This is a genomic window from Streptomyces sp. NPDC048211 (genome assembly GCF_043202315.1).
Classification (GTDB): domain Bacteria; phylum Actinomycetota; class Actinomycetes; order Streptomycetales; family Streptomycetaceae; genus Streptomyces.
In genome coordinates this window covers 41,571-58,418 of sequence record NZ_JBIDAD010000025.1, presented here as the reverse complement: position 1 = coordinate 58,418, position 16,848 = coordinate 41,571, and the positions used below count along the sequence as shown (strand labels likewise).

General features: G+C 71.5%; 22 protein-coding genes. 8 read left to right on the top strand and 14 right to left on the bottom strand.

Going from position 1 to position 16,848, the window contains the following annotated elements; all coding sequences use genetic code 11:
- The first annotated feature begins 112 nt into the window (after window positions 1–112).
- On the top strand, window positions 113–739 hold the full coding sequence (locus tag ACGFZA_RS40605; protein WP_393685965.1) for a hypothetical protein: 627 nt from the start codon (window positions 113–115) through the stop codon (window positions 737–739).
- A gap of 36 nt (window positions 740–775) precedes the next feature.
- Window positions 776–3,646, top strand: a complete 2,871-nt coding sequence (locus tag ACGFZA_RS40600; RefSeq protein ID WP_393685963.1) for a Helicase associated domain protein — start codon at window positions 776–778, stop codon at window positions 3,644–3,646.
- Window positions 3,647–3,716: 70 nt separating this feature from the next.
- Here ACGFZA_RS40600 and ACGFZA_RS40595 read toward each other — a convergent pair whose 3' ends face one another.
- The gene (locus ACGFZA_RS40595; RefSeq protein WP_393685961.1) at window positions 3,717–3,902 is read right to left on the bottom strand and encodes a hypothetical protein; all 186 of its coding nucleotides are present in this window, start codon (window positions 3,900–3,902) and stop codon (window positions 3,717–3,719) included.
- Between the two features lie 424 nt (window positions 3,903–4,326).
- Complete coding sequence (locus tag ACGFZA_RS40590; RefSeq protein WP_393685959.1) at window positions 4,327–4,563, bottom strand: hypothetical protein; 237 nt, start codon at window positions 4,561–4,563, stop codon at window positions 4,327–4,329.
- A gap of 208 nt (window positions 4,564–4,771) precedes the next feature.
- Here ACGFZA_RS40590 and ACGFZA_RS40585 point away from each other — a divergent pair, with 208 nt between their 5' ends.
- Both ACGFZA_RS40585 and ACGFZA_RS40580 read left to right on the top strand, forming a co-directional pair.
- Window positions 4,772–5,197 (top strand): hypothetical protein, encoded by a 426-nt coding sequence (locus tag ACGFZA_RS40585; RefSeq protein WP_393685957.1) that lies wholly within the window; start codon window positions 4,772–4,774, stop codon window positions 5,195–5,197.
- Between the two features lie 103 nt (window positions 5,198–5,300).
- On the top strand, window positions 5,301–5,642 hold the full coding sequence (locus ACGFZA_RS40580; RefSeq protein WP_393685955.1) for a hypothetical protein: 342 nt from the start codon (window positions 5,301–5,303) through the stop codon (window positions 5,640–5,642).
- Here ACGFZA_RS40580 and ACGFZA_RS40575 read toward each other — a convergent pair.
- The 6 genes from ACGFZA_RS40575 to ACGFZA_RS40550 all read right to left on the bottom strand — a co-directional run bounded on the left by ACGFZA_RS40575 (window position 5,639) and on the right by ACGFZA_RS40550 (window position 8,911).
- The gene (locus ACGFZA_RS40575) at window positions 5,639–6,496 is read right to left on the bottom strand and encodes a hypothetical protein (protein ID WP_393685953.1); all 858 of its coding nucleotides are present in this window, start codon (window positions 6,494–6,496) and stop codon (window positions 5,639–5,641) included. The two genes, ACGFZA_RS40580 and ACGFZA_RS40575, sit on opposite strands and share 4 nt — an antisense overlap.
- A gap of 46 nt (window positions 6,497–6,542) precedes the next feature.
- Window positions 6,543–6,953, bottom strand: coding sequence for a DUF6415 family natural product biosynthesis protein (locus tag ACGFZA_RS40570; RefSeq protein ID WP_334647026.1), 411 nt, complete (start codon window positions 6,951–6,953; stop codon window positions 6,543–6,545).
- A gap of 44 nt (window positions 6,954–6,997) precedes the next feature.
- Entirely contained in the window at window positions 6,998–7,180 is a 183-nt protein-coding gene (locus ACGFZA_RS40565; protein WP_334647025.1) for a hypothetical protein, read from the bottom strand.
- Between the two features lie 97 nt (window positions 7,181–7,277).
- Window positions 7,278–8,126 (bottom strand): helix-turn-helix domain-containing protein, encoded by an 849-nt coding sequence (locus tag ACGFZA_RS40560; protein ID WP_393685950.1) that lies wholly within the window; start codon window positions 8,124–8,126, stop codon window positions 7,278–7,280.
- Window positions 8,127–8,142: 16 nt separating this feature from the next.
- Window positions 8,143–8,676: a DUF6879 family protein gene (locus ACGFZA_RS40555; RefSeq protein ID WP_393685948.1), complete on the bottom strand. Its 534-nt coding sequence runs from the start codon at window positions 8,674–8,676 to the stop codon at window positions 8,143–8,145.
- Complete coding sequence (locus ACGFZA_RS40550; protein WP_334647023.1) at window positions 8,645–8,911, bottom strand: hypothetical protein; 267 nt, start codon at window positions 8,909–8,911, stop codon at window positions 8,645–8,647. The genes ACGFZA_RS40555 and ACGFZA_RS40550 overlap by 32 nt, the downstream gene beginning before the upstream one ends.
- Window positions 8,912–9,154: 243 nt before the next feature.
- Between ACGFZA_RS40550 and ACGFZA_RS40545 the strand changes: the two genes are divergently transcribed.
- Window positions 9,155–9,859: a hypothetical protein gene (locus ACGFZA_RS40545; RefSeq protein ID WP_393685945.1), complete on the top strand. Its 705-nt coding sequence runs from the start codon at window positions 9,155–9,157 to the stop codon at window positions 9,857–9,859.
- A 56-nt stretch (window positions 9,860–9,915) separates the two neighbouring features.
- Here the strand turns inward: ACGFZA_RS40545 and ACGFZA_RS40540 are convergent, their stop codons facing one another.
- Complete coding sequence (locus tag ACGFZA_RS40540) at window positions 9,916–10,707, bottom strand: replication-relaxation family protein (RefSeq protein WP_393685971.1); 792 nt, start codon at window positions 10,705–10,707, stop codon at window positions 9,916–9,918.
- A 385-nt stretch (window positions 10,708–11,092) separates the two neighbouring features.
- On the bottom strand, window positions 11,093–11,563 hold the full coding sequence (locus ACGFZA_RS40535) for a hypothetical protein (RefSeq protein WP_393685943.1): 471 nt from the start codon (window positions 11,561–11,563) through the stop codon (window positions 11,093–11,095).
- A 262-nt stretch (window positions 11,564–11,825) separates the two neighbouring features.
- Here ACGFZA_RS40535 and ACGFZA_RS40530 point away from each other — a divergent pair, with 262 nt between their 5' ends.
- Window positions 11,826–12,269, top strand: coding sequence for a hypothetical protein (locus ACGFZA_RS40530; protein WP_393685941.1), 444 nt, complete (start codon window positions 11,826–11,828; stop codon window positions 12,267–12,269).
- A gap of 446 nt (window positions 12,270–12,715) precedes the next feature.
- On the opposite strand, the gene ACGFZA_RS40525 is transcribed toward ACGFZA_RS40530, so the two are convergent.
- Genes ACGFZA_RS40525 through mobF form a run of 3 tightly spaced genes read right to left on the bottom strand, consistent with a single transcriptional unit; the run spans window position 12,716 to window position 15,023 of the window.
- On the bottom strand, window positions 12,716–12,865 hold the full coding sequence (locus tag ACGFZA_RS40525; protein WP_393685939.1) for a hypothetical protein: 150 nt from the start codon (window positions 12,863–12,865) through the stop codon (window positions 12,716–12,718).
- Between the two features lie 2 nt (window positions 12,866–12,867).
- Window positions 12,868–13,215, bottom strand: coding sequence for a hypothetical protein (locus tag ACGFZA_RS40520; protein WP_393685937.1), 348 nt, complete (start codon window positions 13,213–13,215; stop codon window positions 12,868–12,870).
- Window positions 13,212–15,023, bottom strand: a complete 1,812-nt coding sequence (gene mobF, locus ACGFZA_RS40515) for a MobF family relaxase (protein ID WP_393685935.1) — start codon at window positions 15,021–15,023, stop codon at window positions 13,212–13,214. The genes ACGFZA_RS40520 and mobF overlap by 4 nt, the downstream gene beginning before the upstream one ends.
- Window positions 15,024–15,182: 159 nt before the next feature.
- Between mobF and ACGFZA_RS40510 the strand changes: the two genes are divergently transcribed.
- Together ACGFZA_RS40510 and ACGFZA_RS40505 are read left to right on the top strand one after the other, a co-directional pair.
- Complete coding sequence (locus ACGFZA_RS40510) at window positions 15,183–15,380, top strand: hypothetical protein (protein WP_393685933.1); 198 nt, start codon at window positions 15,183–15,185, stop codon at window positions 15,378–15,380.
- A 170-nt stretch (window positions 15,381–15,550) separates the two neighbouring features.
- A complete protein-coding gene (locus ACGFZA_RS40505) occupies window positions 15,551–15,856 on the top strand; it encodes a hypothetical protein (RefSeq protein WP_393685931.1) in 306 nt (101 codons plus the stop codon).
- A gap of 122 nt (window positions 15,857–15,978) precedes the next feature.
- Here the strand turns inward: ACGFZA_RS40505 and ACGFZA_RS40500 are convergent, their stop codons facing one another.
- Complete coding sequence (locus ACGFZA_RS40500) at window positions 15,979–16,833, bottom strand: hypothetical protein (RefSeq protein WP_393685929.1); 855 nt, start codon at window positions 16,831–16,833, stop codon at window positions 15,979–15,981.
- Window positions 16,834–16,848: the final 15 nt, after the last annotated feature.

Below are 16,848 nucleotides of genomic sequence, written 5' to 3'. Positions count from 1 at the left end.
CCCCAACCACCCGGGAACCTCCCCGGAATTCCGAGAGGAACGACCGCAGATGACCGGTCACCACGAATCTACCGGACTCGATCCCGCTCTGAGCAGCGATTCTGTACGCCGGGTGAGCCAGTATCAGACGGCAGGCGTGAACGCCCGGTTGAGGCTGTTCGCGCTCCTGGAGGCGCAGGGAGTGCCCGCGAGCGAGGCGGACGACCTGGTGGCCGCGCTGGAGGCCGGGGCGGTCGCAGGGGCGCAGTGCCAGGTGGTGGAGCTGGACGGCATGGCGCCGCGCCCTCGTGGCGCTGAGTTCGAGGACGGCTGGGACAAGGGCGTGGCGGCCGTGAGCGAGGCCCTGGTGGGCATCGCGGACCGGGAGTGGTCCCGGCGCGGCGGTCGGTCGGCCGGGGCCGCTGAACTGGCCGTACACATCGCGGACGTGAGGCAGCGTGAGCGCGTCGACCTGGTGCGGCTGGAGCGGTACGTCCGGGAAGCCGTACTGCCCGCCACGTACCCGCACACCACCAGGCGCCGCCAGGTCCTGGAGGCGCTGGGCGAGGCCGGCGGTCTGTGCACGGCCCGGACGGTCAACAGCGATGGGGACTACGTCGTCTGCACGCTCGATGCCGGTCACTACGACCCGGACGACAAGCCGCCCTTCAAGGACGGAAAGCCGGGCGGCTGGCACAAGGCGGATACGTCGATCTGGAACGACATGGGCGCGGCCTGCATTCCGCACGCGGCCCTCTGAAAGACCGCAGGAATTCAACTCCAGGGGAGGCACGGAATGTCAGCGATTCGACTCAAGGAACACCAGGTAGACCAGCGGTCCGCGTTTAGGAAGTGGGTGGGATTCCCTGCAAGGTCATCCGTGCCCCCGCAGGGTGCCCGGGGAACGATCGTGTCAGCGACCGGCTCGGGCAAGACGATCACGGCCGCCGCGTGCGCGCTGGAGAGCTTCGCGGACGGCCGGATCCTCGTGACCGTGCCGACCCTGGACCTGCTCGCCCAGACCGCCCAGGCGTGGCGGGCGGTGGGCCACCGGGCCCCGATGGTCGCGGTGTGCTCGCTGGAGAACGACGCGGTCCTGAACGAGCTCGGGGTGCGCACCACCACCAACCCGATCCAGCTGGCCCTGTGGGCCGGGCACGGGCCGGTCATCGTGTTCGCCACGTACGCCTCTCTCGTGGACCGCGAGGACATCGACGCACCCGAGGGCCAGCGAAAGGTTCGCGGGCCGCTGGAGGCCGCTCTGGCGGGCGGAGAGCGCCTGTACGGACAGCGCATGGACCGGTTCGACCTCGCCATCGTGGATGAGGCCCACGGAACCGCTGGTGATCTTGGGCGGCCGTGGGCGGCGATCCACGACAACCAGCGGATCCCGGCGGACTTCCGGCTCTACCTCACCGCGACCCCGCGCATCCTCGCCGCGGCCCGCCCGCAGAAGGGCGCGGACGGCCAGGAGGTGGAGCTCGCGACCATGTCGGACGACCCAGAGGGCACCTACGGCGCGTGGCTCGCAGAGCTCGGTCTGAGCGAGGCCATCGAGCGCGAAATCCTTGCCGGATTCGAGATCGACGTCCTGGAGATCCGCGATCCCTCGCCTGTCCTCGGGGAGTCGGAGGAGGCGCAGCGGGGCCGGCGCCTGGCCCTGTTGCAGACCGTGCTCCTGGAGCACGCCGCCGCGTACAACCTCCGTACGGTCATGACGTTCCACCAGAAGGTCGAAGAGGCCCGCGCGTTCGCGGACAAACTGCCCGAGACGGCTGCCGCGCTGTACCTGAACGACGCCTCCGACGCCGACCTGGCCGCCGCCGACAAGCTCCCGAAGTCCTCCATCGACGCGGAGTTCTACGAGCTGGAGGCCGGCCGCCACGTACCCCCGGACCGCGTCTGGTCGGCGTGGCTGTGCGGCGACCACCTCGTAGCCGAACGTCGGGAAGCGCTGCGCCAGTTCGCCAACGGCATCGACGCCACCGGGCGCCGGGTGCACCGCGCCTTCCTCGCCAGCGTTCGCGTTCTCGGTGAGGGCGTGGACATCACCGGCGAGCGGGGAGTCGACTCGATCTGCTTCGCGGACACCCGCGGCTCACAGGTGGAGATCGTGCAGAACATCGGCCGCGCGCTCAGGTTGAACCGCGACGGCTCCACGAAGGTCGCCAGGATCATCGTGCCGGTCTTCCTGGAGCCCAACGAGGACCCCACCGACATGGTCGCCAGCGCCTCGTTTCGCCCCCTTGTAGCCGTCCTCCAGGGCCTGCGCTCGCACGATGACCGACTCGTTGAGCAGCTCGCTTCCCGGGCGCTCACGAGCGGCAAGCGCAAGGTGCACGTCAAGCGTGACGAAGACGGGCAGATCGTCGGGGCCGGCGGCGCGGGCGACGGCGAGGACCAGGAGGACGACGACACCCAGGCCGCCGCCGAAGCCGCCCTGCTCCACTTCTCCAGCCCGCGCGACGCCGCGACGATCGCCGCGTTTCTCCGTACGCGGGTCTACCGGCCGGAGTCCCTGGTGTGGCTGGAGGGATACCAGGCTCTCATCCGCTGGCGGAAGGAGAACGAGATCACCGGCGTCCACGCCGTTCCCTACGACGTCGAGGTCGAAGTCGGCGTCACGAAGTCCTTTCCGCTTGGCCGCTGGGTCCACCAACAGCGGAAAGCGCTGCGGGCCGGGGAGCTGGAGGAGCGGCGCAAGACGCTGCTGGACGCGCCGGAGGCCGGGATGGTGTGGGAGCCGGGCGAGGAGGCGTGGGAGAGCAAGCTCGCCGCCCTGCGGTCCTACCGCCGGGCCACCGGGCACCTCGCACCGCGTCAGGACGCGGTGTGGGGCGAGGGCGAGGCGATGGTGCCCATCGGGCAGCACATGGCGAATCTGCGCCGGAAGGGCGGCCTGGGCAAGGACCCGCAGCGGGCCGCCGCGCGCGCGGCGCAGCTGACGGAGATCGACCCGGACTGGGACTGCCCGTGGCCGCTGAGCTGGCAGCGCCACTACCGGGTGCTAGCCGACCTGGTCGACGCCGATGGCGTCCTGCCCTACATCGCACCGGGCGTCGTCTACGACGGCGACGACATCGGCACCTGGAGGTGGCGGCAGCAGGAGCCGGGCACCTGGGCGCAGCTCCTGCCCGAGCAGCGCGAGCGGCTGACCGCGCTGGGCGTACGGGGCGCCTCCCTCTCCGTGACAGCCGCCGCCCCGAAGGAGATCGCCCCGGCGCCGGCCGACGCGGCCAAGGGCCCGGGGAAGGCCGGGAGCAAGGCTGAGGCGGCATTCCAGCGGGGGCTGGCCGCCCTGGCGCAGTGGGTGGAGCAGGAAGGGCAGCGGCCCGTCCCGCGCGGCACGGTCGTGGAGATCACGGTCGACGGCGAGGCGGAGCCGGTGCCGGTGAAGCTGGGGGTGTGGCTGTCGAACACCAAGTCGAGGCGCGACAAGCTCACGGCTGAGCAGCTCGCCGCCCTCGCCGCGCTGGGCATGGACTGGGCGGGCGCGGTCCTGGCGGTCGAGGCCGCCCCGGCGCAGCCCGCTCCGTCGGCGGCCCCGACGGAACGGCAGCCGTGGGACCACCACGAGGAGTGCGACAAGGCGCGCTACGAGGGTGGGACTTGCACCTGTGACCTCATCGAGCGGTACGGGCCGAACTCCGAGCGCGACGATTACTGACCGCCCCGGCTCTGACCGGACCCCGGGCCCGATGTCAGGGCCCGGGGTTTCGCACGTCAGGACGCGGCCGCTACCGGCGGCGCGGGATGGTGACCCGGACCTCCGCCAGGACGACGCCGGTCACCGCGTCGCGGTGGACCGGGAGGTACAGGCCCCAGTCGGCGTCACCGGCCGTGAGCCAGTCCCCGGCCCACGGGGCGTCGGTGGTCTCCAGCTCGCGTCCAGCGAGCGGGCCGCCCACGAGTCGAACGATCACAGCAGTGCCTCCTCCGGCGGGAGCTTCCCGCCTCACCCCTTGGTGGGGCTCAGCGCCCGGAGGACAGCACCAGGGTGCTGGCGACTTCCGTCCCGGCCCGGCCGCCGGGTCTACGGCGGGTGCGGCGCGGCGGGCCCGGCCGCCGCGCAACCGGCTGAGCGCGCCCTGGTCCCCGGCCGCGGCCGTACCGCCCATCCCGCCCGTCCCTTACTCCTTCACTCCAGCCAGGGGACATGGGCAGAGCGGCCGCAACGGGGATGTCAGCACCCCGACCACGACGAAACCGCGTGGTGACCTGCACGAACACGGAGCCGGTCCGTCCAGTCGCGCAACAGTAGGCGCAACCCCTGTCGCAACCTCCAGCGCAACAGCCAGGCGCAACCCTTGCCGCAACCTCGTGCTCCTGGTCGTCCGAGGCGCACGGTCACGCGGCCCGGACGGCTCCTTGGGCGCGAGCCAGCTGGCGCAGCTCGGATCGCGCCGCCGGCACCGAGGGCGCGCTCTCCCAGTAGGGGTGCCACCACAGCCGCACCGACAGGAGCAGCAGGCGGCGGCGCAGGGTGGTGGTGTCGCGGGGGCGGGGTGCGGCGAGCGCGTCGTAGGTGGCGTTCCAGGCGGCTTGCGTCTGCACCAGGTCGTCGGGGAAGTCGGTCGCGTCCATCCCCGCATTAGATCGCTTGTTCGAATTGCGTGTCACTTCGGACACGCCCGCCCCTGGCGCGGCAGATCGGGTGCGGACCAGCGCGGTCGGCCCCATGGTCGGGTCCCGGACGCCTTGCGCGGAAGCGCGCCCCCTTGTGGTCCGCGTCGGCTATACCGGGATGGATCCGATCACCTCGCCCGCCGTAGTAGATGGAGTCCACTGCCTCATGACTGACGCCGCGAACGCCGCCTCCGCCAGCCGTGCCAACCGCGTGATCACGATCGTGGCCGTCGTCATCGGCCTCGCCTTCACCGGCTTATGGACCTTCATCTCCGTCCCTCAGCTCACGGATTTCATCGGCGACCGGGATGTCACCCCGCCGGTGTTCCTGGCCATCGCGGTCCTTGTCGGTCCCTTCTTGTTCTGGTCCTTCATCGGTCTCGGCTTCGGCATGAGCGCGCTGGGCTGGGCTGCCGGGCTCGCCGTCACCGGCATCTTCATCAGCCTCACCTCCGGGTCGCTCGTTGCCGCCTCCGACGGTCACGGCTTCTCCTACTGGCTGTTCATCGCTCTGCTTGTCGCCTGCAACGTCGCTGCCTTCTGCGTGACTCCCTACGTCCTCGTCCGCGGCACGGTCGGTCGCCGCCGTTGACCCGTCGGCCCCGGGGTGGGCGAAGTGGCCGGAAGCCCGGACCGCCCCCGCCCGGCGCTGACACACTCGGCACCGTTGTGATCACCGCGTATCGACGGAGGACATGTTGAGCCAGCAGGAGCAGCCCTGGCAGCCGGGCCCGAGCGATCTGCCCTTCACCACCCACCTGATCAACCCGCATGGTGACCGGCACCTCGGCTTCAACGACGTCGAGGGCCGCTTCTACCGGTTGTGGCAGCACCGGCAGCCCGAGCCGCTCCACACCGGCGACGCGATCCTGCTGCGTCCCAGCGACATCGACCAGATCATCAAGTTCTCCATGATCTGGGTGAAGAACCACCCCACCGACCCGCGCAGCAGTGACCTGTCGGACGAACTCGCCGCCGGGGCCAAGGCAGTCGTGCTGCACTTCGCCCAAGCCGCGCAGGCCCCCGTACAGCGCTAGGACGGCCCCTCGGACGCCGCGCCCCACCGGCCGACGAACTCCTGAAGGGCGCGGCGCTGTTGTTCCTCGCGGGCGAGCTGCCGGGCGAGGACGTCGCGGTCGATGTACGGGTCGACGGCGGCGAGGACCAGGCGCTGGAGTTCGGCCGGCTCCAGCGCCTCTACCTCCCACTGCACCGGGCGACGGGGGTCGAAGCCGTAGCGGTCGGCGAAGGCCGGCCACCTCGGGTCACCCTGCTTGCCCTCGGTCGCGGGCAGCTCGTAGGCGCGGACCTGGTCGTAGGTCAGCAGCACCCGCTCCGTCCGGCTCCAGCAGCCGGTGCGCACCACCCAGTCGCGCTCGATGTCCTCACCCGAGCAGTCGAAGTCACCGACCACGAGAAGGACCCCGTCGCGCGGGTCGGCGGTGACCCGGTCGTGGACGATGTCGGCGTACGACTGCGAGCCGAAGCCGCGGACCACCAGCACCGGGATGCCCGCAGGAGCGAGCCAGCCGGTCAGCTGCTGGCGCAGGGTGTCCTTCTCCGCCGCAACGTACAGGGCGTGCTCCTGGCCCTCGGTGCGGTCGAGGCGGAACCAGTCGGGCATCTCCGAGACGAACGCGTCTGCGCCCTCCCATGCGGGTGGGACGTGGATCTCCCGGACGGTGTCGATCAGGTCGGGGAAGCGGCCCTCCCGGCGGGCCTTGGCCAGCTGCGCGGACAGCCGCCGGTACATCGGCGCCGTGTGCGGCAGCGCGCCCTCGGAGACCAGGCGGTACATGACCTGGCGCAGCGTGACGCCGCCCTCGTAGCTGTCCACGATCTCCCGGGCCCGGTCGACGACCGCCGGCCACCGGATCCGTTCCCGCGCCATACCGGTACTTGTACCCTTCCGCGCGGCCGTCGGCCGCGGACACGGGTCAGCCGACGGTCGGCGCAACTCTCTCCGGGGCGAGCGCGGCCTCGAGCCGGTCCAGCCGTTCGTAGAGGGCGCGGACCAGGCGGGCGCGGTTCTGGACACAGCGCACGGTGCCCTCCAGCGGGACGGACAGCCGGCCTTCCGCCTCGCGCAGGACGACGTCGGCGAGCGCCCGGGGCCCGCTGTCCTTGGGCAGCTGGTTCGCGCGGCGCCGGACGTCGGAGGCGACCGCGCGTGCGTGGCCGGTCAGCTGGAGGCCGATCTGCTCGTAGTCGCGTTCCGCGAGCGTGTCCTCGCCGGTCCACGCGAGGACGGCCTTGACGAGGCACTCGTACGGCTCGCGATCCAGCGGGAGCTCCGCCTCGATCAGCCCGTGGGGGTCGTACAGGACCGTGTGGCTGCTGGTGTGCATGGCGGGCCTCGCTGCTGGGGCGTCTTCGCGCGGGTGGCCGGCGGTCACCGCTGGGTGTCCTCGCCGCCGCCGTCCCCGTCGTCCTGGTCCTCGCCGTGCTGACCGAGGAACCGGGCGAAGCCGCGGTCCGCGCGGGCCAGTAGTGCCGGGGAGGGAACGCCGTAGGCGGGCGGCTGGAGGCCGCGGCCCTCCGGGGCCGGGGCGGTGGTGTCGGTGTGTGCGCGCATGCGGCCCCGCCTCTCCGGCTGGTGGTCCGTCGGTGACTTCGACGCTACGCAGCGTTGGCGACTGGCCTCAACGAGATTGCGAGTAATTGCGGCAGCTTCACTCCAGGGCGTCGATCGCGGCCCGGATCAGGTCGCGGGCCGCGTCGCCGTACACGGCCATCGACGCGAGGCCGGCGAACGCCTTCGCGTAGTCGGCGAGCTCGCGCGGCTGCGTCACCTTGATCTCCGCCGTCAGCGTCTCCACCACGGCCACGTCGTCGTCGTGGAGGTAGAACGCCTCGAGCGGCCACACGGTGCGCTGCGCGGTGAACGGGATGATGCCCAGCGAGACGGAGGCGAGCGGCATCACGGCCAGGAGGTGGCGCAGCTGCCCGCGCATCGCGTCGGGGTCGGCGGTGCGGAAGCGCAGGACCGACTCCTCCATGAGGACGACGTAGCGGTGTCCGCCCTCGTAGAGGAACCGGGAGCGCGCCACCCGGGCGGCGACCGCTTCGGAGACGTCGTTCGGCGTGCCCTGGAAGGCGGTGATCTGGCCCATGAGGGCGGTGGCGAAGGCGGTGGTCTGGAAGAACCCGGGCGGGACGTTGGAGACGTACACGCGGCAGACGCGGGTCTGCTCGTGCAGGGCGTACCAGCCCTCCTGGACCGTGCGCATCCCGTTGCGATGGAGGCGGCGCCACTCCAGGTACATCGAGTCGACCGCGCGGGCGGTGGCGATGAGGTCCTCCGCCTGGTCGTCCGCGCCGCACGCCGCGCACCAGGCACGGATGTCCGCGTCCGAGGGCGGAGCCGCGCCCTTCTGCAGGCGGGTCGTCTTCGCCGGATGCCAGCCGCACCGGGCGGAGATGTCCTTCCCGGTGAGGCCGGCGTCCTTGCGCAGGTGCTGCAACCGCACGGCGAGGGCCTCACGGGCTGCCTGTGCGCTGGACGATGGAGAGGCGGTCACGGCGTCGTTCAGGGGCCTAGACGGTGTACTTCTCGTGCGGGATGCCGCGCTCCCAGACCGTCTCGAACGCCGACGCGCACAGGCTCACCGCGGCCGGGTCCTCGGTGAGTTCGCAGCCCGGGTCGACCCAGTCGCCGTCGCCGCTGAAGAAATGGAACATCACCAGGCGGCCGTCGATCAGCCAGAAGTCGTTTCCGGGCAGGGCAATGTCGGAGGCGTTGCGGCGGGGCAGCCAGCGGACCTGTTCGCCGGCGCCCACGTTCAGCACGGTGGCCGCGTGCTCCCACCGGATGTAGTCCGTCACCGGCTCGGAGACGATCCGCGCGCGGCGCATCACCACGCCCCGGGCCAGGGTCTCCTTCACCAGACCGAGCCACTCGGGCCACCAGCGGGCCGTGGGGTCCAGGTCGATCTGACCGGTCCGGGCGAACAACGCGATCTCTTCGGCCTCGTCACCGACGCCGTAGCTGTCGCGCATCTCCAGATGCACCGCGCTGTGCTGAGCGCCCCTCAGCAGTTCAGCGAAGTCCGGCACGCTGCTCTGCGACATCACACGCCTCCCTCAGAATCGACGCCATCCGGACCGGGATACGGATCACCGTCTCGTGCGGCGGGACGCCCACCGCGTGGCCGGGCACCCACTCGGTCCCGCCGATCATCGCCTTCAACAACGCTTCGGCCTCCGCACCCTGGAGGACCAGGTCGGCGCTCTCTTCCTCCACCCACACCGTCGGCGACCCACCGCCTCCCGTGTTCGGGTCGATCCCGACGAACCGTAACGTCATGGCGCTCTCCCGTGTCGAGTCGGTTGCGCTTAGTTGCGCCGACCGTCTCGCGCACCGGCACTCTCGGTCAAGACCGGGGGCCGCTCGGTCCCACGTTCGGTCAACAGCGTGCTCAATCCGACAGCCGGGTGGGCCGGGTGAGTGAACGGCGAGCCCCTGGCGTAGCCCGGTCGGCGTGCTGCCGGTTGGTGGGTTCAGCGGACCGATCGGCCCGCGCACGGGGCCACGTCTGCGAGGCACAGCATGGGACGTCACAAGCAGCACAAGCCGCGCCGCCCCCGGGGCGAGAGCGGCCAGCCGACCACGGAGTGGTTCGGCACCGCGTTCCACTCCACCGAGGGAATGCAGCACCTGGACGTTCGCCAGTCCGGCAACGGCATCCTGATCACGTCCTCCCCTGCCGAGATCGACGGCGTTCCGGCCTCCTGGCCGCTGCGCCTGCGCAACGACGTCGACGGCGGGCTGAACGAGGTGGGCGCGGCCCTCGCGGCCGGGCGCGGCCACGTCTTCGGCGTGACCGAGGGCCCCGGCTACAGGACCGTCCTGGCGTTCATGCCCGACCACCCGGAGGAAGGTGTCGGCACGCTGGCCCGGGTCCGCACCTCCGACGGCCCGGACGGCGACGTTGTCTTCGAGCGGAGCGCGGAGCGACCGATGGGGCTGTGGGCGGAAGCCGGGGAGAACCTCCTGCGGATCGTGCCGGTGCTCGGTCCGGACGCGCCGCCGGCGGACGACCTCGAGGACTGCCGCCTGTGCCCCGGCTGCTACCGGCCCGTCTACGAGAGCTCTTCCTCGCACACCCTGATCGGCGCCGGTCCGATGCCGGTGATGGGGCTGTGCAGGCTGTGCGCCGAAGGCACCACGCTCCGCTCACTGCGCGGGATCGACGTACCCCTCGCCCCGCAACAGCGCGCCGTCCTGGAGACCGTGGCCGCCGCCATGGCGTAGCCGGTTCGCCGCCCCGGGCAAGCCCCTCGCGCCGAAGGGCTTGCCCGGCTCGGACGTCAGCGGCCGGCGGGCTCGGGGTAGCGCTCGCGGCGCCGGTAGGGATCGTCGACGCCGATCTCGTACCAGGGCTCGCCGCGCTGGAGCCGGGGCAGGGTGTTCGCCCACACCGCGATGGCGATGCCCCGCACGTCGGCGGTGAGCGCCTGGAGGCGGTTGTCGAGCAGGTGCTCCGCCTTCCCCGCCAAGACGACATGCAGCCGCGGGAAGGTCTTCGAGCGGGTGTAGCGGTGGCGCTGCCAGAACGGGAACGTCCCGCCGATCGTGCCGCGGGCGCCTTCCCAGACGCGGTGCCCGGCGTAGCGCTCGTAGTCCCAGACCTCCTTCGCGAGGCGGGCCTGGGACATGGTGCCGTTGTCGAGCTCGAAGAGGCGGACCTCGCTGGTCTTGGTCGGCCACGCGAGGACGGCGTCGGTGTTGAAGCTCAGGCCGGTCTCCTTGATGGCGTGGTTCACCTCCACCTGCCAGTCGGTCAGCGAGCGCCGACCGCCGTAGGCCAGGATCGTGTCGGTCACCGCGAGGCCGTGCGGACCGAACCCGGCCTTCACCGCCTTCGCTCCGGTGCCGGCCTTCGGGCGCGGTGGCAGCTCGTTGCCGTCAGCCAGAGCCTTCTGTCCCGCCACCGTCAGGTTCCAGATCTTGTCCTTGCCGTGCTTGCCGTTCGTCTCCGCCAGCCCGAGCTCCGCCAGTTCCACCATCGCCCTGCGCACGTACGACCGGCCGTCCGACTCCTCCGCCGTGATCACCGAAGCCATCTGCCGAACCGTCGCTATCCGCACACACCCCAGCATCCGCAGCGCATCGGCCCGTACCTTCCCGGCCGTGGGAGTGGACCTCTTCCCCTTCGCCGACGTCTCAGGGGAAGGGAGAGAGGTGTCAGCGTGCCGGGAGGCACCCTGACGGGCGGTGTGAGCTGCGGTGATGGGCACGACGTTGGAATCGTTCACGGCACCGTTCACGGCACTGGATTCCGGGCCGCCCGGAAGGCGCTCAGCACCCCTTGTCCAGGTCGGGCGCGGCTCCGGGTCGGGCTGCCGGGCGCTGCTGGTGTACGTCATGGCGAAGCTCCTCACGCAGGTGGCGCGGGGGGCCGGATGGAATCCCCCCGTCACTTGCTAGAGGTGTCGCGAAAGTCGACGGTGTGACGATCCACCGTTCACCGTTACCGATCCGTGATCACCCGGTAGGCGTCGCGCAGAGCTCGGAGACGATCGCGAACGACGTCGTCACCATCGGCACCGCCATGGCCGGCGGCATCACCGCGTGCGTGGTCTGGCCGTGCGCCATCCCGTTGCGGATCTGCCGACCATAGTCGAGGTACTCCGCCTGCCGGGCCGTCAGGATGCCGTCGACCGCGCCCTGCTTGATGAGCCCGTGCAGCGGCTTCTTGCCCGCGTCCGGGATCCGGTCGCGCAGCACGATCTCCACCGCGATCAGGGAGTGCATGACCGCCACGGTGGAGAACTCGTAGCAGTAGTACGACTGGCGCAGCAGCTCGCGCGCCGTACGCAGGACCGTCGCCGCGGCCTCGGGAGCGCCGTCGGGCACGACCAGGTCCTCAACGAGGTCGTGCATGTCGGCGTAGCAGGTGACGAAGTAGTGGGCCCGGTCGTCCGGGACCGGGAACGGCAGCCGCTGCGTGGTCATCCCCGCAGTCTTCCAGCGGCACGTCCCGGGCGGCAGCGTCTTTTCCCGGAGCCGTCGCGCAGCGTGCCGGGACGGAGATTTCTCCCCCGTTGAAATGGTCGGTATGTCGCACGTAGCGGACCAGGTCAAGGGGAAACGTCGTGAGGGGCCGGGCGGCGGCTGCTCACCGTCGGTGCTCGGACTCTGTCCACAGGGCTGCGGTTCGAGGGTGTCTTCGAGGCCGCCGCGATCCGCGGGGCGGCCCGACGATGAGGAGCCACCCATGCCCGAGAACACTGTCGCCGCGTCGCTCGCCCCGATGCAGCCGGCCGACGTCGCCGACGCCTTCGCCTACATCCGGGCGATGCAGGCCGGCGACATCGACACCGCCTGCGCGGTCGCCGACGACGCGGGCCCGGAGCTGCACCGGCTGCTCCTGGACGTCGCCGCGCGCGTCTTCATCCCCATCACCGCCGAGGACGACCACGACGGGGAGCCGTGCGCGCACTCCTTCCTCGCCGCCGCGCTCGGGCGGCTGCTGCTGGAGCTCCTCTGCCACAGCGTGTGCCTGGCCGGTGCACCGGGCATCGCCGACACCATCACCCGCTTCACCGAGAACATCCTCGCCGAGGACCACGGCGACGTCGCCGACGTCCTGCGCCAGCTGGAGGCCGCAGGGATGAAGCAGGCGATGGAAGCGCACCCGGTGCGCCTCACCGTCGTGTAGTGCGCACCACCCGATGCCGGTGGTGCGCACCCCGCACCGCACCGCGCGCACCCGGTGCGCACCAGGTGCGGTGCCGGCGTCGGTGGTGCGCGCACCGGCGCACCGCACCACCCATCGCGGTGCGCGTCACCGGCCGCGCCGCACCGCACCGGGCGCGCGCCACGGCCGGGCGGGCTCCTATATCACACACCCCCTTGACTGCGACCTGTCCGACAGCTCAGACCGGCGCTGACTAGGGGAAACGTGCTGGGTGGCGAACCTGGTCCAGGAGCGATGCGCGCCCGCCGCGACCTGGACAAGGGGTGGGCCTGCGGTGCGCGCACTGGTGCGGTGCGGGACATCGGGTGCGGTGCACCGGGTGCGCACGTGCGCGCCGGACATCGTCGGATGGTGCGCACCGGGTGCGGTGGCGGACATCGTGGTGCGCATCAGAGTGGCGTCCATCGTCATCCGGTGCGCACCACGGTGGAGTCCATCGGGTGGAGTCCACCGAGTGGAGCCCACTCGGTGGAGCCCATCGGGTGGAGCCCACTGAGTGGAGCCCACTCGATGTCGTGCATCGCCATCGGCTCCACTCGGTGGACGATGCCGGGCATCGTCACCACAGCCAGGCGTTGGAGTGCCGTACCCGGGACAGGGCGCGGGCATCGCGGCGCGCGGCCGCGTTGCCGATCCGGTTCTGCCGGGAGCGGGGCCTGCGCGACTGCCCGGCGGCGAAACGGCGCTTCCCGGCGTCCCGGAGCCGCTCCCGCTGCTTGCGCAGCTCCTTCTTCTTGTCCGCCTTCGACTTGAACTTCCGGGGCCGCTTCCAGACCGGCTGCCACCCCAGGTCCTCGTCGAGCTCGGGCTCCTGGTCCTCGTCGAGCGCGGCGGCCATCTCCGGCCGGGCCGCGCGGGCGCGGGCGAGTGCGTCCTCGGGGTCGGGGAGTTCTTCCGGGGTGGTCATGCGACTCCTCCTGGATTCCGGCCCGGGGCGTGCTGGATGCCGGGCTGCTGGGTGTGCTGCGGCGGCGGGGTCGTCGCCGGGGCGGGCTGAGGTCGAAGTCCGTGGGCGAGGGCGCGCGCCCGCTTGCTGTCCTGGATCGTGGCGGCCACCTTGGCGGCGGCGGCTTCCATGGTCTGGCGGGTCTGCTCCACCGCGTCGACGCCGGTCTCCGGCTCCCGGAGGCGGCCGTCCTTCCGTCCGGTGCGGAACGGCCGCGGGTGCGACCTCGAGGCGCCGGGCACAGCGACGGCGTACGGCAGGGGGCGGGAGCCCAGGCGTTCCGCACGCCGCGCGGCGCGGACCCGGGCGGCCAGGGCGCCGGCGGCGAGGCGGGCCCGCTCGTACGGGGGCGCGGTGCGCTTGCGGGTCAGCGGGCGAAGCACGGCCTGGTCCTCGGTGTCGCTCGGGTACAGGGCGCGCAGGTCGGCGGTCATCATCCGGCGGCCGACCGGGCGGGTGTAGTCGTCGACGACCGCCTGCACGATCCGTTCGTCCAGGCCGGGCTGGTGCGGTCGGCCGCGCAGAACGTAGGCGAGGTGGCGGCGGGCTTCGGCGAGCAGGTGCCGTCGTTTGAACGCACCGCGCATGACGTACACCACGGCCGTGACGTTGACGGCGGCCAGGACGACGTCGACCACCGGCCGCACCCGGGCCCACACCGTCGCGGCCGCCGCTCGCGCCCGCACTGCGAGCCGGGAGACGACGTCGACGCCGAACTTGCGGATCGCTGACTCCCTCCAGTCGTTGCGCAGCTCGGTCAGCGACCGCGGCGTCTCGGGCTTCGGCGGGCGTGTCCGGTCGGCGGCCTTCCCGCTCAGCGCGTAGGCGGCTTGCTCCCCCGGCGCATGCCCGTGCTCGTCTTCGTAGTCGGCGGTGAAGACGGACAGCGCGTCCTGGATCTGCTGGCGGCGGGTCGACTGCCAGCCGATGAGCCGCTGATCAATGCCCGCGACCTCCATGACGGGACGGCGGCCGGGTGTCACCTCCCGCGGCTCCCACGCCCACCCGAGCCGCGCGGACACCTCCTCCATGAAGAACAAGGAGTAGAGGGCTCCGGCCGCGACGATGTTCTCCAGCATCGAGTCCGCCGACAAGTTGCCCCACTTCCCGTCCGGCCGCCGGGCGCGGATCGACACCAGGCCGTGGTCATGAAGCAGGGGCTGTCCGGCTCTCGACTCGTAGTGCCGGAACACCGCGACGATCAGCCCGTCCCGGATCGGCTTGCGGTGCTTGCCGCCGCTCCCCCAGCGGATCTCCGCGACCGAGTCCTCCAGCCACGCCAGCGCCTTGTCCCGGGCGATGTCCTGGCACAGCTCCAGCACCAGGCGGTGCTCGTCATCCATGAGCGCCCACGAGATCTGCGCGGTCGACGGCGCCCGGAACACCAAATCCAGGGCCAGCCACGGCGAGCGCTCCTTGGCGTCCTCGGTCTCCGGCGACTGGTTGTGCTCGATGGGCCTGCCCAGCACGGTCGCCCGCCGGGCGCGGGCCGGGCTCTCCCCCTGCGCCAGGAGCTCGCCCTCGATCCGGTCGGCGTCCGGGTGCCGGCCTTCCCCCAGGAGCAGCTCAGCCTGCCGCTCGGTCACCACGTCCCCGGCCGCAAGGCCGACCGCGGCAAGTCCCCGCCCCGTCCAGACGCCGGGCGGAACACCGGCTTCGTCCTGGGCGGCGCGCAGCGGCTTGCCCGCAGGGCGGCGGCCGTCGCCGACCATCACGCTGCGGAAGTAGTACCGCCACCCACCCGGGCCGACCTTCTTCGCGCTGAGCATCGGGCCATAGAACACCGCCCATGACCTGCGTAAAAGCGTGATCCGGGGTGCTTCCCGCCGGGCGGGAGGCCATCACCAGATCTTTACCGTGGCGCCCGCCAGGCGGGCCGTCACACCAGCCCGAGACGGTAAGCCGCCGACGTGTGCACAGTCCGCCGCATGACCAAGGAACTGCTCCACGGAGACCTCTGCCCGCTGTGCCGCCGCCCGCTCACGCTGCGCACGGTCGTCGAAGTCCGCTCGAACACGCCGTACCCCAGCCGGACCGACATGGTGCCCCACTGCGAGGGCTGCGCTGGCGACATGACCCGCGCGCAGGAGTGGGCGGATCTGATGCACGCCCGCTACGGCATCTGACCCCGGCCGTGCGAATGCTGCGCGCCGACCCACGAGCACCACCAGCCACGAAAACGCACGACAACCCACCACCCCTGACCGCGCCACGTCACCGACGCCCTTCAACACGAACAGCCACCACTGCCCCCGGCCACCGGCCGGGGGCTTTGTGCTTCCCGGAGGAGTTCGCCGTGCCCACGTACGAGGCTCTGCCCCGCTTCACCGCCGACCTGGACCGCCTCACTCCCGAACAGCGCCGCCGCTTTCGCCAGGCCGTGACCGCCTTCGTCCACGACCTGCGCACCGGAGGACGCTTCCGCGCCGGCCTCCGCGTCAAGCGCGTCCAACGGGCGACCGGGATCTACGAACTGACCTGGTCCATGGGCACCGGCCCCGCAGGACGCGCCACGTGGGAGTACGGTCCCGCGCTGCACCCTGGCGTCCCGCACGTGATCTGGCGCCGCATCGGCACCCACGACATCCTCACCGGGCCCTGAGATGGGCGCCCCGACACGCGACGGGGCCGGTTTCCCAAACTTGGGAAACCGGCCCCGAGTCCCGACGTCCCCAAAAATCGCGGGAGTTCCCCAATTGGGGAAGTCCCGCTCAATGACGGGGATCAGCTCTCAACGAGTTCGGCGTCCACGACGACTTCCCCGTCGACGATGTCGGTGTCGGCTTCAACCTTCACCTTGCTGAGGATGCGACCGATGCGACGGATGGCGTCTTGCTGACGCTGGGCTTCCTCGCTGCTGCGGGCGCGGCGCGCGGCTTTGTCCTCCGTGGCGTTCTCGACTACCTGCCGCGCCGTGTCCAGCAGCTGGAGTGCAGCGTCTACCGGGTCTGAGCTCCGGCCGGACGTGTCGCCCTGCTCGCCCTTCGCTTCGACCCTTTGGGTAGGCATCCCCACTTCTGGCGCGGCCGTCCAGGCGGCGCTGACGGCCTGGCTGCGTTCAGCCGGATCGGAGACGCCCTTGGCTGCCGCCACTGCCTTCTTCACTCGCTGCTGAACCTGGTTGGCTACGAGCCGGACCCCGCCCTTCTGGTGGGCCCAGTACAGCTCGGTGTAGGCGCGCGCGGCCTCTTGGTCGTTGGTGCGCTCCGCGTACGGCTGCAGCTTGCGCAGGTGGCTGTCGGGCAGGGGCCGGCCTAGCTCTTTCTGCACGGTCTGCGCCAGGCGCCAGGTTTTCTGGAGGCGGTCGGCCTCGCTGGTTGAGAGGCCGTCGTGCTCCAGGTTCAGGTACTGCTCCCAGGTGCGGGTGCCGTCGCCGCGGTACAGGCGGCGCCGTCGAACCACTTCCAGGGAGAAGCCGAGCATCCAACGGGCCGTGCGCGCGTTGTCGACTGCCCGGTGAGCCTCGGCGAGGAGACGCTGCTCCTGCTCATCAAGCGGTCCGTGCGCGGTCTCCGGCGTGGCGTCGACGTCCGGAAGGGACAGCCCCCAGTGCTCCATCGTGAAGGGCTGAGCGCGCATCTGCGGAGGATCGGC